The 16,624-nt window shown below is 44.2% G+C and carries 10 protein-coding genes; 3 read left to right on the top strand and 7 right to left on the bottom strand.

Features of this window, described 5'->3' with window-relative positions:
- Positions 1 to 51: 51 nt before the first annotated feature.
- Positions 52 to 2,370 (top strand): phytase, encoded by a 2,319-nt coding sequence (locus BGK61_RS11710; RefSeq protein ID WP_076011092.1) that lies wholly within the window; start codon positions 52 to 54, stop codon positions 2,368 to 2,370.
- Positions 2,371 to 2,560: 190 nt separating this feature from the next.
- On the opposite strand, the gene BGK61_RS11715 is transcribed toward BGK61_RS11710, so the two are convergent.
- The 3 genes from BGK61_RS11715 to BGK61_RS11725 all read right to left on the bottom strand — a co-directional run bounded on the left by BGK61_RS11715 (position 2,561) and on the right by BGK61_RS11725 (position 8,077).
- Positions 2,561 to 2,980, bottom strand: a complete 420-nt coding sequence (locus tag BGK61_RS11715; protein WP_014998106.1) for a CBS domain-containing protein — start codon at positions 2,978 to 2,980, stop codon at positions 2,561 to 2,563.
- A 179-nt stretch (positions 2,981 to 3,159) separates the two neighbouring features.
- Complete coding sequence (locus BGK61_RS11720; RefSeq protein WP_076011093.1) at positions 3,160 to 4,224, bottom strand: isoaspartyl peptidase/L-asparaginase family protein; 1,065 nt, start codon at positions 4,222 to 4,224, stop codon at positions 3,160 to 3,162.
- A gap of 133 nt (positions 4,225 to 4,357) precedes the next feature.
- Positions 4,358 to 8,077 carry an ATP-binding protein gene (locus tag BGK61_RS11725; RefSeq protein ID WP_076011094.1) on the bottom strand — a complete coding sequence of 1,240 codons (3,720 nt, stop codon included), beginning with the start codon at positions 8,075 to 8,077 and terminating at the stop codon, positions 4,358 to 4,360.
- A 240-nt stretch (positions 8,078 to 8,317) separates the two neighbouring features.
- Here BGK61_RS11725 and sbcB point away from each other — a divergent pair, with 240 nt between their 5' ends.
- Positions 8,318 to 9,748, top strand: coding sequence for an exodeoxyribonuclease I (gene sbcB, locus BGK61_RS11730; RefSeq protein WP_076011095.1), 1,431 nt, complete (start codon positions 8,318 to 8,320; stop codon positions 9,746 to 9,748).
- 127 nt (positions 9,749 to 9,875) lie between these two features.
- Positions 9,876 to 11,531 carry a FapA family protein gene (locus BGK61_RS11735; RefSeq protein WP_076011096.1) on the top strand — a complete coding sequence of 552 codons (1,656 nt, stop codon included), beginning with the start codon at positions 9,876 to 9,878 and terminating at the stop codon, positions 11,529 to 11,531.
- Between the two features lie 19 nt (positions 11,532 to 11,550).
- Here the strand turns inward: BGK61_RS11735 and BGK61_RS11740 are convergent, their stop codons facing one another.
- The 4 genes from BGK61_RS11740 to BGK61_RS11755 form a co-directional block, all read right to left on the bottom strand.
- A complete protein-coding gene (locus BGK61_RS11740) occupies positions 11,551 to 12,954 on the bottom strand; it encodes a diguanylate cyclase (protein ID WP_076011097.1) in 1,404 nt (467 codons plus the stop codon).
- A 132-nt stretch (positions 12,955 to 13,086) separates the two neighbouring features.
- Positions 13,087 to 14,322 carry a kynureninase gene (kynU, locus tag BGK61_RS11745; protein WP_083648657.1) on the bottom strand — a complete coding sequence of 412 codons (1,236 nt, stop codon included), beginning with the start codon at positions 14,320 to 14,322 and terminating at the stop codon, positions 13,087 to 13,089.
- Entirely contained in the window at positions 14,312 to 15,280 is a 969-nt protein-coding gene (locus tag BGK61_RS11750) for an alpha/beta hydrolase family protein (protein WP_076011099.1), read from the bottom strand. Before BGK61_RS11750 ends, kynU begins: the two co-directional genes overlap by 11 nt.
- A gap of 95 nt (positions 15,281 to 15,375) precedes the next feature.
- Positions 15,376 to 16,551 (bottom strand): thiolase family protein, encoded by a 1,176-nt coding sequence (locus tag BGK61_RS11755; RefSeq protein WP_076011100.1) that lies wholly within the window; start codon positions 16,549 to 16,551, stop codon positions 15,376 to 15,378.
- Positions 16,552 to 16,624: the final 73 nt, after the last annotated feature.

The raw sequence follows: 16,624 nt of genomic DNA on the forward strand, positions 1-16,624 counted from the left end.
CGATGCGCCATGCATGGTTTGATCTCAGTAAGATTCAGGACAATAGCAACAATGACCAATCAGCGTCACACCAAAACAGTTTTTAAAACCACATTTACCACAGCGGCACTTTCAAGCGCACTCTTGACGTTGTTCGGTTGCGCAGCCAATCACGATACTAATACCAGCACAGATACCAATGCGAATATCAAGTTAGCGCACAGCGAAAGCCAGCTAGTAAAAGCAGAAAGCCAAGACATCGCGTTACCGCTAACAAAGCTAAAAAATGGTCTAAGCCTGACTATGCACTACCAAACGCACGCCGACCATTCTAACACCAAAAGCGCTTACAAAGACGCTTACAAAGACACCCATGCTAACAACACTAGCAAGGACGCCCGCGCCAACAACAAACATAAAGTTTACGATGACACCCACGCTATCAACATTAATGTTAACGAACATAAGGGTATTTCACTAAGCAACTCTGAAGGAAAAAAACACTTCATTGCGGGACATTACACCTTAGCAAATGCTGAAGTTGTGGAGTCTAATTCAAAACAATGGGTGTCTTTAGTAGTGTTCAATAACAACACCCAGTACATAGAGGTGTATCGCATTAACGCCGCGTCTCTTGAGGTTGGTCAACCGCAAACCCAGTTGACCAAAGGTTCTGAAGCCATTTGTGCTACAACATCAAGCGCTGGCGAACTGCACATTATTAATATCGATGCGACAGGCACACTGAATCAGTATGAATTTCATGACGGGCGCTTTTTATCGCTTAGAGACTTTGCGATAGGTCCAGGCATTAAAAGTTGCGCGATAAATGCCAACACCGAAACGCTATACCTTGCTGACGAATTTGCCGGTGTGTGGCAATTAGACACCGATATTGAAAGTGAGCTAGCAAAAACCCTTATTTTTCACGATCAAGATGTTGCCATTGAAGGTGTAGCCACCCTATCTTCAACGACGGTAGATGGCGTGGATATCGCTGCCTGGGTGAGTCCGGATGCCAGCGGGGTATGGCTTAAAACGCCATGTCTTACGCAATTTGTCTCGCTAATGAATACTGCGAACGAAAGTAACTCAGCAGATCGCCAGTTGAAAGCAACCAACAAGTCTACTTTTATTCAGCCTGAATTTGTTCACCTGTTGTTAAGTGAAGAAGGCACACACATTTCTTTTGTTGTTGACGATGACGAATCAGGCGACATGTTTACTGCCGAGCTTCCTTCAAAACTAAGCGCAGCTATACTTAATCGACAATGCAGTACCGATTTTAAAGCTACCTCGCTAAAAGAAAATTACATGGAGAAGGCGTATACAGATAACAGCGCGTCCCAACATGCAAACCTAACTATCAAGGTTAAACCCGATGTTGAAACTGACCCAGTGGAAAATCATGGCGACTCCGCTGACGACCCTGCCATTTGGGTTAACTCGCACAGCGCTTCACAAAGCCGTATAATCGGCACCGACAAAAAAGGCGCATTAAATAGCTATGACTTAGCCGGCAAGCTAGTGCAAAGCCTTCCTGTTGGCAGAGTGAATAACGTTGATGTGGGATACAATGTGTCTGTGGCACAAATCAAAGCACAGCAAAGCGATACGCCACTTATCGATATCGCAGTGGCATCAAACCGGTCGAATAACAGTTTGTCTGTATTTGAAATAGATAAACGCGGCCATATGACTCAGCTTGGCCACATAAGCACTACACTCAATGATATATACGGCATGTGTCTGTTTGTGTCAGGCGGAATAGCTCATGTATTTGCTAACGACACCAGTGGTCGCTTCGAACGATATAGCGTGTCTATCGCCCCAGACAAAACTATTGATGGACACTTAACACAGTCCTTTTCACTGCCCTCACAGCCAGAAGGATGTGTAGTGGATACTAAAACAAGAACTGCCTACCTAGGTGAGGAAGGTGCTGGGATTTGGGTCTTGGATATTACTTCAAACAGCAATCAGCCACAGTTAATCGCTGAGATAGAAGCTCCGGTAGAAGCTGATATAGAAGGTTTGGCTCTGTTTAATGTAGATGCACAAACTTACCTAATCGCATCTAGTCAGGGTAATAACAGCTATGCTATCTATCACGTACACCCTGAAAACCCTGAAGTCTTGGAACTTATGGGGCTTGTTCAAATTACGGCAGATAAAGCCGCACAAATTGACGGCGTGTCTGAAACAGATGGGCTTGATGTAACCAACGCTAACTTGGGAGGAAGGTTCACCGAAGGGCTTTGGGTAGTACAAGATGGAAGAAACGTCATGCCTAGCGAGACCCAAAACTTTAAGCTAGTTGCTGGTGCCTCACTTAAGGATGCGATCAGAAAATTAGCGAACGCCAAGCGTGAACGCCACTCAGACATGTAACGAATAATTCGAAAAGTAAATAAAAAGGAGGCGTTAAGCAAGTTAACGCCTCCTCTCCGGTATATGAAAAATACATAGCGCCGCACTAGCTTCTAGCCCTTCTAACCCAGCGCCGCATCTTCATTCATTACGCTACCTGCAGCACTAAATCCTACCAAGCTAAATTACAGTGCGTTAGCCCAACCAACGTCTAGCCCGCGCGTCGGTATCCATCGTTTAATTGAACATCAATAGCGCGCAGCACGGCCGTTCGGTTAATACAGCCTAGAAGCACCCCATCATCATCAACAATGGGGTAAACTCGCGGCTTTTCCTTTAACAGCAACTGCGCTAGCTCTATTACTGACATGTAAGGTTTGATAGACAATACTGGGGTTTTCATAATTTCCCCCACTCTACAAATTTGCTCACGGTAATAACTTGACGCAATCATTTGAGCAATACAATCTTGCTCGGACAAAAAGCCCACTACTCTTCCTTTGCTGTCGAGTACCGGACCGCCACTCTGCCCACTGGCTAACAGCACTTCGACGGCCTGCGCAACGGGCATATCGACATTAAGCTTCACTGGGTGAGTATTCATATAATCACTGACTTGCAACGATTCCATTTTCAATTCTCCAGCCGTGGCGCCTAATGTGACCGATACTGCAACTTATTTGGCGTTACGGCACTTCAATTATTTTTAACCACATGTGAAAGCAGTATTCCCCCACACTTTAAGATTAGACGCTACGTTGAATACAAGCCAGCATATTTAACATTAAACTAACAAATATTTTTTGGCAATTAGTCTTTGTAAATTGCCACTTTCACTTCACCATTTGTGTCGATGCTAGCTCGGTACATACCCGCAGAATTAAACGGCATTGCTACATTACCCTTTGCGTCAATAGCTATTACGCCGCCATCGCCACCAGCTTTCACTAGTACGTCGTTCACTACTGTATTCGCAGCATCGCTTAAGCTTAACCCCTGATACTTCATGCGAGCGCAAATATCAGCTGCAACGTTGTATCGAATAAAGTACTCGCCATGCCCTGTAGCTGATACTGCACAGCTCTCATTATCGGCATAAGTACCAGCACCGATCACAGGCGAATCACCAATACGTCCATAACGCTTGGCGGTCATACCGCCGGTTGATGTTCCCGCAACAATGTTACCGTTACTGTCTAACACTACAGCGCCAACCGTACCGAAGCGTTCGTTACCTTCCTGTGAACCGTAGCCGTTAGAGGCTTGCTCCATGCGTGCTTTCGCTTTATCTAGCGCTTGCTTGCGAAATTCAGTATCAAAAACAGCGTTGTCCACTTGCTCAAGACCATGTTCTTTTGCGTATTCTTCAGCACCTTTCCCAGAAAGCATAACGTGTGGAGATTCATTCATTACCAACAACGCTGCCTCAATGGGGCTTCTGATTGTTTTTACCCCTGCAACTGCTCCTGCATTTTTATTGCCGCCGTGCATGATGGACGCATCAAGTTCGTGTTCACCGTCGAAGGTATATACAGCACCTATGCCGGCGTTAAACAATGGTGAGCTTTCTAAAATTTTAATGGTTTCCACCACTGCAACCTCACCTTTTTCACCTTCCTTCAATAAGGCATACCCATGTTGCACCGCCTCGGTTAACACCCTTTTGTAGTTTGCTTCTTTCTCCGGCGTCATCATTGTTTTCAAAATGGTGCCGGCACCACCGTGAATAGCAATAGCAACACGTGGTTTCTCTCGAACGGTATCAGTCGCTAATGCAGCGTTACTTGTTAGAGCTAAGGATGTTGCTAGCGCCCCTAACGCACAAAGTGTGTGGCGAACCTTTTTTGACGGGTGAAAAAATTGAGATGGCTTCAATGACTTTACTCCTAATTGCTGTAAAAAATGAGCGTTATCTTTCCGATATCTTGCGCTACAAGTAACGGTTCTTTCGGCTCATTTGAATGCATTTTTGTATGACGCTAGCCGTAAGATGACACAAATAGAAATGCTAGACTACGTCAAGAAGTTCTAGAAATGTAGTAAGGTCTTCTTTGATGGAGGGCAAAAGTGCATCAGCCTCTTGCCATTTTTTCGTTTTTGATAATTCCCACAAACTTTCAAAGTCCCGTTGTAGCTGAACTGCACCAATGTCTGCAGACATTCCTTTAAGCTTCAAAGAAAGTACCTGAGCTTTCTCGAAGTCGCGGTTATCTACGGCATGTTGCAACAGTTTCAGCTTGTCAGGCGCACTCTTCGAGTACAGTTCACAAACGCGAGAAAATAGTGCTTTATCCCCCATAATTCGTGCAATAGCATCATCTTTTTCCCAACATCCATCTAATCTCTCAGCACTAAACGAGTCGGCGCCTTTATTTGTTCCTTCTTGATTCGCTCTGGCCTTATCTGTGTCTATTACGGTTGAGGAAGCTATCGTAGAGGGCGAGTAAGTAACAGGGGAAGGCCAACCTCGTTCCATTTCTTTTGTGATGGCGTTTAGCATACTATCAACCAGTGGTGCCTTTTTATCGTCGTTATTATAAGTCTCGTGATCGCCTTGCTCTGCAGCAGCTATACGCGTTACCTGATGCACTAACCATTGCTTCACCTTGGGTATAAGCACTTCAGCCATAACAGGCTTCGTTGCGAAATCATCCATACCCGCTGCTAAACATTTCTCCTTTTCACCGAGCATGGCATTAGCTGTCATGGCGATTATAGGAACGTCTTTGTGTAATAATCCTGCTTTACCTTCGCGAATAGCCTGCGTGGCGTCGTACCCGTTCATATTGGGCATCTGACAATCCATAAGTATGCTATGAATTCGTCGACCTTTGCTTTCACATTTGGCCAAAAAGGCTATCACCTCCTCACCATCACTACAGGTAAATAAATTAACAGGTAAGCCTTCAAGAACGCCTTTCGCTACCTCTCTGTTAATCATATTGTCATCGACTATCAATAGATTGGCGTTTTCGATAGAAAACTGCTGTTCTGTGTCGTCTTCGACACCTGTTTCATCTGAAGTAGTCTTTGTTTTTCTTTGATCAAATGAGATATCTGAGGGGGTTAATGTATATCCTGAAAGTGCAGCATCTATTCCCTGTTGTACTATGGCAAAGCTCGATCTAAACAATGGTTTAGGCAAATAAAGTGGCACTACGTGATTGAAGTTAAAGGGGGGGCCTTCTAATTTTTGAAGAATATAAACCACGGGCAATGAACCCGCATTTTTACTCGCCGTTTGCGTTTGCCAAATATCGTCTAGGTCATCAATGAGTGGGCTGGCTTCATCCACAATTATCGCATTAAACTGTGCCCAGTTTATTCCGTCAAATCCAGATTGCCCATCTAACACTTGAGGCTCAGCGCCAACATGCAAAGCTAAGCTACAAATATTTTCTTCTAATGGTGGATAATTTGCAGAGACGCCTATGCTCACCCCGTTAAGAAGCACACTTTCGTTTTCCATCGCCATTTTATATTCAAAAGTGATATCAGAGGTGGTTTCGGGAAGTGTGATAAAAAATGAGAACGTACTACCAACACCGATTTCAGAATTGAAAGTAATATCCCCACCCATAAGCTGGCTCAACTGCTTGCAAATCGACAGGCCCAGACCCGTCCCGCCATATTGTGTTGCTACCGAAGAATCTGCTTGAGTAAATGCAGTAAACAGTTTGGGCTGGTTCTCTTTTGCTATTCCCACACCGGTATCTGAAACGCTGAAATGAAGCTGTTGCGTGCCCTCATCTACATCACCTATCGACACTTGCAGCTTTATATGACCTTTTTCAGTGAATTTAATCGCATTATTTAACAAATTACTGATGATTTGGTTAATTCGATGTGGGTCTGAATTTATTTCAACAGGCGGAAGGCCTGTTGTATCAATCAGTAGCTGTAGCCCTTTGGCTGCAGCCTTTACTGCAAAAACTTTGGCGATAGACTCAATGAGCGCTAAAGGGTCGAAATACTGATTATTTATCTCGAGTTTACCGGCTTCAATCTTAGACAAATCAAGGACATCGTTAATCAAAACACTCAGGTTGTTACAGCTAATTTCCATCATAGAAACAAGCTGTTCGGCCTTTTCATTAAGTGGCTGACGTTTAAGTAGCGCCAACGACCCCATTACTCCATTTAATGGTGTTCGCATTTCGTGGCTAATGTTGGAAATAAACGAACTTTTCACGCGACTTGCTTTGCGCGCCTCTTGCGTTGCCTCGACCAGCTCTTTGGTTCTGCTTACCACTTTCTCTTCAAGTTTAAGGTTTACCCTTTCAATGGCATCTTTGGCTTTTCGCTCATCGGTTACATCGCGAATAACAACCGCAACGCCGGAGAACTGTGACTGCTCCCCCCAAATGGTAGAGGCAGTGATAAGTAACGTGTGCTCTTCGTTGTCTTCACTTGAGTAAGGGGTTGTAAAGGTAACTTGCTTTCCCCCTTTATTCAGTACGGTTTCTAATCCTAATAAAGAGAGCTGTTCGAATGATGAATAATGGTGATTAATAATAAGTTGGCCTGGGATCCCGAAAAGCGCCTCAGCCGCCATATTCCAGCTTTTTACTACACCTGAAGAGTCAACGCTAAAAATGGCGTCTTTAGATATGGCAATAATGGCAACGGACTCACCACGCACCTTAGCCAGCTCGATGTTTTTACTATTACTTCGGTGAAAGAACAGTAAGACACTGACAAAAATTAACGACACCACGCCTATTACGCTATAAACGCTAATTCTCTTCTCATTAATAAGTGCATTGACTTCAGATTGAGACAACGAAGTATGAAGAAAAAATGGCGAAGTTTTATGATTACCATTTATGGTAAAAGCCCGTGTGACAGTGTACAGCGCTTCATTAGACTCTGCTGCCAGGCTTATTTTGGCTTGTCCTGCTTTTACGGGGCGGTTAAATTCGCTTGCCCAGTTTACTGAAGGCTTTAAGTCTCTTGAAAATGATTTATTACTGTCTGGATGGATCACAAAGAACCCTTCGCTATCAGTAATAAAGAGTATCTGCTTTCCAATTAGCGCCTGTTCCATTTGAGACAAAAGAAACTGTGCGTTGACATTCATTATGATAAAACCATAACGGTCGCCTGAGTCATTAAAAATAGGAAGAGACAGGCGAATGACACTTTTATGGGGAAACTCGAGTTGCCCATACTCACGATTTAGGTTGATATCAGAAATGTAAAACTCGCCTTTGTTGCGCTTTATACTTTCTTTAAAGTAGTTTCTCGCCGACTTTGGTTGCAAGTCGATATCATCTACGATAGAAACGCTCCCTCCATCCCTGTCCACTCGAATAAACTCATTCCCCTGTTCATTAGCTTTGATTACCCGCAGCTGCTCAACCTCTTCATTATTCTCTATAAATGCCACAAAAATGGTTTGTAAACGCTGTTTCCACTGTAACAATGTCGTGCCGTCTTTAGGGTCGACATTGGCATTTTCAGTTGCGCGAACGATGCCGCTTATTGGAGGAGTTTGGTGTAAAAAATTAAGCGCATTTATATAAGTTCGCACTTGGGTGCCTGCTGCGTTTTCTGCACTGACCGCACTTTCTTCAAGTGCCGCAAAAGTTTGTGCTTCTGCCGAAGCCTTAATGTTACTTTCAAAAAGACCCACCACCAGCACAACAAGCACAGTTGCAAGCACTAAGGCTAACCCTAAAGTGTTTTTAGCTTCATTGATGGAAGAGCTAGGTTTGAAGAGCGACAAGCAGGTAATATCCGTATAAATTTTGATAACTTAAAGCTAGTCACCATTCAAAAAATGTGCAAGTTTCAGGCTTTGGATTATTCGCAGACATAAGAAAGCTTAGATGATAATTACTGATATCGTTCTGCTTTCATTAAGTCGACATCCCTATTCGCTGCTCATAATAACTCCAGCATTTGGTATTCAATTTCTCGCGGTGTACACTGCCCTCAATATTTCTCTAACAACGCAATAGTGGTTATGCACGCACCTACATTTTTGTGGCACGATTTTGAAACCTTTGGCACCAGTCCACAAAAAGATCTTCCTTGCCAATTCGCCGCAGTAAGAACAGATATGGACTTAAATGTGGTTGGCAAACCGATCAATATTATGAGCGCCATTGCTAATGATTATTTGCCACACCCTGAAGCCTGTTTAGTCACAGGAATTACGCCTCAGCAAACCATTAGAGACGGTTCAAACGAAGCAGACTTTGCAGCGCGGATCTATCAAGAAATGTCGACGCCGAACACATGTAGCGTGGGCTTTAATAGTATCCGATTTGACGATGAGGTTTCGCGTTATCTATTTTACCGCAACTTTTATGACCCCTATTCACGCGAGTGGAGAAATGGCAATAGTCGCTGGGATATTATTGATTTGGCACGTGCTTGCTACGCACTAAGACCTGAAGGTATCAATTGGCCGCGCCGAGAAGATGGTGCGCCAAGTTTTAAACTTGAAGCGCTAACGGCAGCTAATAATATTGGTCATGATAACGCTCACGATGCGTTAAGTGATGTGTACGCCACTATCGCGCTTGCTAAACTGATAAAAGAAAAGCAGCCGCGCCTATTCGATTATGCATTGTCATTACGCAGCAAGCACACCGTTATGCAGCAAATCGATACCAGCAAACCTTCTGTATTACTTCATATCTCGTCTAAGTTACCCGCTTCCCAAGGATGCTGTACTTGGGTAATGCCTGTGGCAAAACACCCAACTAATAACAACGCCTTTATCGCTGTTGATTTGTCGCATAACATCGACAGTTTAGTGAATGACACGCCAGAAGAGATAAGAACTGCGCTCTACGCCCCGTCAGATACATTTGACGATGCAGCAGAGAGACCAGGGCTTAAACTCATTCATGTAAACCGCTCGCCCTTTATCACCACAGCTAGAGCCATGACTGAAGACAACGCCGAACGGTTAGGCCTGAATCGCGAGCGCTGTCTAAACAATTACAAAGCGCTTGCTTCACTGCCAGAACTCGCTAGCAAACTAGTCAGTGTTTTTGATGAAGAGATCCAAAGTAGCGAACAAGATATTGATCACGCCTTATACAGTGGCGGATTTCTTAATGACGAAGACAGAAGGTGGTGTGAGAGCGTAATAAACGCTCAGCCAGATGATTTAGCGACATTGGGTGATAAAACTCAGCACGAAGGGCTTAAAAAGCAATTGTTCCGTTACCGAGCAAGAAATTTTCCCAACACGCTAACAGCAGATGAAATGACAAGATGGCAATATCATCGCCAGGCTCGCCTGACCGACCCTGCCTTTCATGGGTCGATTACTCTGGAAACCTATATGATGAGGTTAGAATCACTGGCTCACGAGCATAGCGACAACCCTGAGAAACAGGCCATATTGCGTGCTCTTTACCAATATGCCGAAAACCTTTGACGAGCGTTTTAGAACGCCTTAAATTAATAGCTGTAAAAAAATAGACAGGCCAATAAAAGTCAACGTCAAGTAATCGATAGATGCCGCCGATAAAAAGAATACACGTGCGCAAGGGAATAAAGATGTTATGAATGGCGTAACAATAAGCTTCGATAAATCAAGAACCTACATCAACTTACAGCTAAATCCTTCTGATTTCACTTCAGAAGTTGATAGTAGGGAAATAAGAAAGCAATTAGAAAGCGGTGAAACTAAGCGTCTCTATGTTTCTGAAAAAGCCCTTAAGTCGGCCTGTGATACAGCGAATCATTACTTTAAAACCGGTGATAGTACCGTTGTTCAAGAGCGTATTGGCGAGCGCAAAAACGCTGAAATTGAATTCCGTATCCCTGAAGATGGGATGCAAGCAAGTTTAATTCTAACTACGCCTTATGGCGGTAAACTCCCCACGCTTGGCACCATCAAATCTCTTGCGGTAAAAAACAGAATCGTTCGCGGATTAAGTACCAAAGTCATTGAGTCTATGCTCAATCAAGCGAGACAATCGCCCCCTGGCGCGGTGCTTGAGCGAATTGTTGCTAAAGGCTTGCCAGCGAGAAATGGCAAAAATTCTAAATTTGTTCCTCTTGTTCCAAATGCGCTTGAAAGAGTATTGAAACCTCAAACCGGTGATGGTGAGCGTGTTGACATGCGTAACCTAGGCGAAGTTATATGCGTCAAAGTAAATACACCAGTATTGAGAAGAACTGAGCCGACAAAAGGGCGTTCAGGCTTTGACATCAAAGGAAATAAAATACCCGCTGTAGCTGGGGAGTGGGTAAATTTCAAAATGGGAAGCGGTACCGTTGTATCAGACAGCGATGCCAACTTGTTAATGTCAGCAATTTCGGGAATGCCCAAATATCGCGACCAGATAATGAACATTGACGACACCTTCATCTGTAGCGGCGTTAACGTTGGCTCTGGGCACGTAAACTACGAAGGCGCAGTGCTCGTTAACGGCGACGTTACCGAAAAAATGCAAATCAAAGCAGCCGGTGATGTAACTATTAACGGTTTTGTCGAGTCGGCTTACATAGAGTCAGGCGGTGACATTATTATCACTGAGGGTGCAATGGGCAAAGTTAACGACACCCATGGTGAGTTTCAATGTCAATTAGTCGCAGCTGGCAGTATTCACGTGCAGCACGGTCAAGGCATAGATATTCAATGTAGCGGCAATATTACGGTTGGTCGCCAATTGGCTTATAGTCGTTTACGTTGCTGCGGTGCAGTGATTGTGGGGCAAATTGATAAACCCATGGGGAATCTTTTTGCGTGCGATATTATCAGCCAGGATCGCGTTGAAGCGGGCACATTAGGTGCGGTTTCAGGTAGCACATTAAAAGTCGATTTTAGCCCTGGTTTTAATCAACTATTAGAGCGTAAAGACTCTTTAGATGAACTATTAAAACAAATTCGTGAAAATAACCTGAAGCACAAAGAAAAGATAAACCTTATTCAGAGTAAAAAAGTGCCCAAGGAATTGCAGCGTAAAGTAGCCGAGGCATTAGAGCTTTTCAATAACGAAAGTGCTTTGCTAGAGTGGCTTGAAAATAAAGCTAACGACGTTAAAGCAGCGAAAGAAAACTATCAGTCTGACATTAAGCTTATCGCAAATAAGCGCCTTTACCCTGGTGTTTCAGCTAAGCTCAACAATCGGAACTGGCGCTCTGAACGAGAGTATGACAGAGCGCAGATTCGTTACGATTCACATCAGTGGCACTACGACCCGCTGATTTAGCTTAGCTGACCTTCTGAAATTACTGTGCCACCGAGACATTTCCATACCCTTGGCGTTTTGACTGGTACAGTGCTTTCTTCGTACGTTCAAACCACTCGGTAAATTCTTCGGACTCCCTCAGTTCAGACAAGCCCATCGCGGTTTTAAAGTTGGTAACAATAGTGTGGTGAGTAGATGTGCATTCTAAGAGCCTGTCAGCAAGTGTTTTAGCTGCCTTTAATTCTGTCTGAGGGCACAAGATAATAAATTGTTCGCCGCTAAAACGAGATACAACATCAACTTCTCTCACCGTATTCAAACAATTTGTTGCCACAGCTTTTAGTGCCTCTTCCCTGGCTGCTGGCTCAATTGCATCTCTATCTTCGCTCACTGGAATCAATTCAATTACGATTAATGAAGCCGTAGTATGGAATCGATGGAAACGAGAGATTTCTTCTTCTGCCCTCTGAATCATATGATTACGGTTATAAAGCCCGGTGACGGTATCGTGAGCGGATAAAAAGGCGAGGGTTTTGTTTTTTTCTAACAGCGTCGCTTGAAGCGCACCTATTTCATCATTTTTCTGATTAATTATACGCTTATAGCCCCCCACATTACGATTTCTCAGTATAAAGAGTAGGAAGATTAAAATTACGATGATTGTGCTTAAAATCATAACCATATAATTACGGCTATAGCGAACCTGGACGTTATTCCACTGCTTATAAATTTCAACCTTACGCGTTTCTGGAATACGCTCAATCGCAAAATTTAGCTTATCGACTAAGTGACCGTAAGACTTATTCACACCAAAGGCTAGAGAGTCGAAGGGCTCAGCATAGCCAACAATATTTAAGTCTTTTAGCTTTAAATTGTTGATGTGCATGTTGACGCTCATAAGTGAGCCCACCATCACATCAAACTCATCATTCGCCAATTGTTTAAGCCCTTCTTCTTCAGAAGGAATGAGCTTCAGTCGCAACCCGGGGTAATGACGGGAAATATATTCAACCTGGCGATAACCTTGAACAATACCTACAGTCCGGTTGCCCACTCCGGAGTAACCTTGAAGCATTGGCATTCCAGCCTTGGCCACTAACACGTTGGGGGCTTCAAAATAAGGCACGCTAAAGTCGAGAAACTGTTTGCGATAATCGGAAGTATTGAGCATTGGGATAACTTGGCATTTCCCCTGCTGAACATACTCCAGGCTTTGTTGCCAACTCTCGGTTGGAACAAGGGTAAACGTTAACTCAGATATTTCAGAAATGAGCTGCATGTACTGTGCAGAGATACCTACGTGGATACCATTTCTGATTGCCTCGTAAGGCGCCCAGTTAGGATCTATACAGTATGTTACGTCGTAAGATTGTTCAGATGCTGCTTTGTGTTCAGCTTCTGCTTGTAGGAACGCGCTAGAACAACTCGCTCCTACAAACAACACTGTGCAAAGCAGATATTTTCTTATTTTTTTCAACTGCACACCCAAAACATGTGAAGATATCGATGACAACCGCGAAGTATTAAGCGTAAATAGAGAAAAAGCAATTATTTAGCTGATAATCTTGCTTTTCGTCTAGGTAACACTCTGCTTTTGTTGAAATTCTACGTTTTCATAACGTTTGTCAGTCATAATTTCCGCCAGACTTGAGACCGCTTTTTCGATATCAGCAAAACTCAAATACAATGGGGCAAAACCTATTCGAAGAATATTAGGTGCACGAAAGTCTGCTATGACACCTTCAGCAATCCATGCTTGACAGATGGCATAAGCATCATCATGAGCGAAAGCCAACTGACTGCCTCGATTGTCGATGTTAGGGCTGACTATGGAAAATTTTTCAAGAAGGCCTGCGTGTTTGGCTTCTGCAACGAAAAATGCTTGTAGTTTTTTAGATTTTTCATCAATCGCCTTAAGTGACACATCTTCAAAAACATCCAGTGCCGCATCTAGTATACTCATACCGATGATTCCTGGTGTACCGCACAAATTTTGCTTCACTGAGTTATCACCAGCGTAGTCTGGCGAAAACGAAAATGGCGAACTATGCCCCATCCATCCCGATAAAGGCTGTTGATATTGTGCTTGATGCCTTTTGGCAACGTAGATAAACGCTGGCGCGCCTGGACCACCATTTAAATACTTATACGTACAACCAACCGCAAAATCCACATTGCATGCATCGAGGCTGACGGGAAATGCCCCTGCGCTGTGCGCTAGGTCCCATAAAGTCAAAATGCCCTTTTGATGAGCTTGCTCGGTAACGGTTTGCATATCAAGCTTGTTACCGCTTCTGAAATTTACCTGTGTTAGCATCAACACGGCAATATCATCAGTTAGCTGTGACCCAATGCATGCCTCATCAACATAGCGAATACTGTAATCACTACCTAGTAAGTCAAGCAGGCCTTGCACCATGTATATGTCGGTAGGAAAATTATCGCGGGTAGTCGCTATCACCTTGCGACTGGGGTGCATTTTTAACGCCGCACTTAATACTTTAAATAAATTAATAGAAATGGAATCACAGCAAATAACCTGGCCACTTTTAGCGCCGATCAGACCGCCAATTTTATCGCCCACTATTTGAGGAAGGTGGATCCACTGATGTTTATTCCAGCTTGTGATGAGCCCCTGCCCCCACTGATTATTTACCACTTCGTCTGCACGCTGCTTAGCTTGCTTAGGTAAAGGTCCTAAAGAGTTGCCGTCTAAATAAACTGTGTTGGCAGGAAGCAAAAACTCTTGTGCCTTGTTGCGAAGCGGATCTTTCGAATCCAGTTGCTGAGCTGAAAAAACCTTATTCATCATGTTCACTAATAACCTCAAGTAAAGCATCAAACGATGTTGATTCCGGGTGGAGCCAGTCAAAATGGCCACCGTTTATTATTATTTTTTTACTGGCACCGATTAACTCAGCATGACGCGCTGGCACTATGTTATCTGCATCGCCTTGGAGTAGCGTAATCGGCATTGTACTGAGTTCAGGGTTTGGCGTTGCGCTTTGGTACTTACCGGGAAGTTCTTCTGGCGTGCCATTCATAAATCTTGCAGTAGCCGACTGACAACTATTATGACCCAGCGCGTAGGTTTGAATATCGGTAATTGCCCCTATTCCAATGACGCGTTTAAGATTAGTGCGCGTTAGATTCAATGAAGACGATGATAAGCGCTGTGCTGCCAGAAGCGCTAAATGGCCGCCAGCAGAATGGCCTACAATGAAAATACTTATATACCGCCCTTCTTTCTCAATTCGTTTTAGGGCTGTATTAATTGCCTGTGTTACGTCGTCCAAACTACCAGGCCAGCCACCACCTTCATCGCCCACGCGCCGGTACTCAGGTACATAGACCCCCATTCCTAGCTCAGCCAACGCCTGATACATTCCTTTCGCATGTTCGTAGCCGTAGGTATTCAGCCAACATCCGCCATGTATAAAAATTATCGCCTTATCTGCAAACATTTCGTTGTCAGACGAACGTCCATGCCAGGTATAAACCGTTTGTAGCGCGTCATTACCGTAACTAAATTGCTCATCAGCTTCGCTGGTTGGCAAGTCACCCAGCGCAGAGTAAGGCACCTGACTTTTCGTCCGTCGGTTATTTATGGGTTGCTCAGTGTTGGTGTTGGTATGGGTGAGACTGTGGGTGTCATCGTTAAAGGTGTTTACTAACAACGATGAGCCAGCTTGAGCCTTAGCAACAAGCGGTAGTGTGAATAACGCTAACACTAGTGTTGTGGTGTAGATAAGGTAAATAACGGTCTTCATGCTCTAATATTTTTATTCACATTGAACCACAGAGCGCAACCAATGTGATTACGCTCCGTGATTAAATATTTTACATGTTAGCCATCAATCGTGGCTTAAAGCATTTCAACAGCTAGTGCCACACCTTCACCGCCGCCGATACAGAGAGATGCAATACCTTTGCGCCCCCCGCGTTGCTTAAGTGCATGAAGTAGAGTTACTAATATACGCGCACCCGATGCACCAATTGGGTGACCCAATGCACAAGCGCCGCCCTTTACATTCACCTTACTTTCATCAAGACCAAGTTTTTTGATTGCCAGCATGGTAACCATAGCGAACGCTTCGTTAATTTCGAAAAGGTCGACTTCTTCTTTCGTCCAACCTGCTTTTTCCAACACTTTCTCCATTGCACCTACAGGCGCAACGGTGAAGTTTTCAGGCTCGATAGAGTTTGTGGCATGAGCGACAACCCTTGCCAACGGTGCTAGTCCAAGCTCTTTTGCTTTCGTTTCACTCATCACAACCAATGCCGCTGCACCGTCAGAGATTGAACTTGAATTCGCAGCCGTGACCGTACCGTCTTTTTTGAAAGCCGGTCTTAATGTAGGAATTTTTTCAGGGCGAGCGGACCCCGGGCCTTCATCGGTATCAACAACAGTATCGCCCTTACGAGAAGAAACTGTAACAGGTACAATTTCATCATTAAATGTGCCGCTGTTAATCGCTTCGTGTGCTTTTGATAACGAGCTCAATGCAAACTCATCCATTTCACCGCGAGATATGTTTTCTTCGTCAGCAGTATCCTGCGCAAAACAGCCCATCGCTTTGCCGTCATAGGCATTTTCCAGACCGTCTAGCATCATATGATCAAGTACTTGACCATGGCCCATACGATATCCCGTTCTAGCTTTAGGCAACATATATGGCGCATTGCTCATGCTTTCCATTCCGCCTGCCACTACTACTGTCGCACTGCCTGCTTTAATTAAATCGTGGGCCATCATTACCGCTTTTAAGCCCGAGCCACATACTTTGTTGATAGTAGTCACACCCGCACTTAGCGGAAGCCCAGCACCCAGCGACGCCTGACGCGCGGGTGATTGACCAAGTCCTGCAGGTAACACACACCCCATAATGACTTCGTCTATGACAGAGACATCCATCTCTTCACAGGCTGCTTTAATCGCAACTTCTCCAAGTTTGGTCGCAGCAAGCGAAGACAAATTACCGTTGAAACCGCCCATTGGTGTGCGCTTAGCCGCGACAATAACTACTGATTCGTTACTCATAACCGTGCCCTTAAAATTTATTTAAATTATAGAGTTAAGTGAAGAAAGCTACGTAGATGTATACAAAAGTAAA

This window comes from Alteromonas abrolhosensis (assembly GCF_001953635.1).
Lineage (GTDB): Bacteria > Pseudomonadota > Gammaproteobacteria > Enterobacterales > Alteromonadaceae > Alteromonas > Alteromonas abrolhosensis.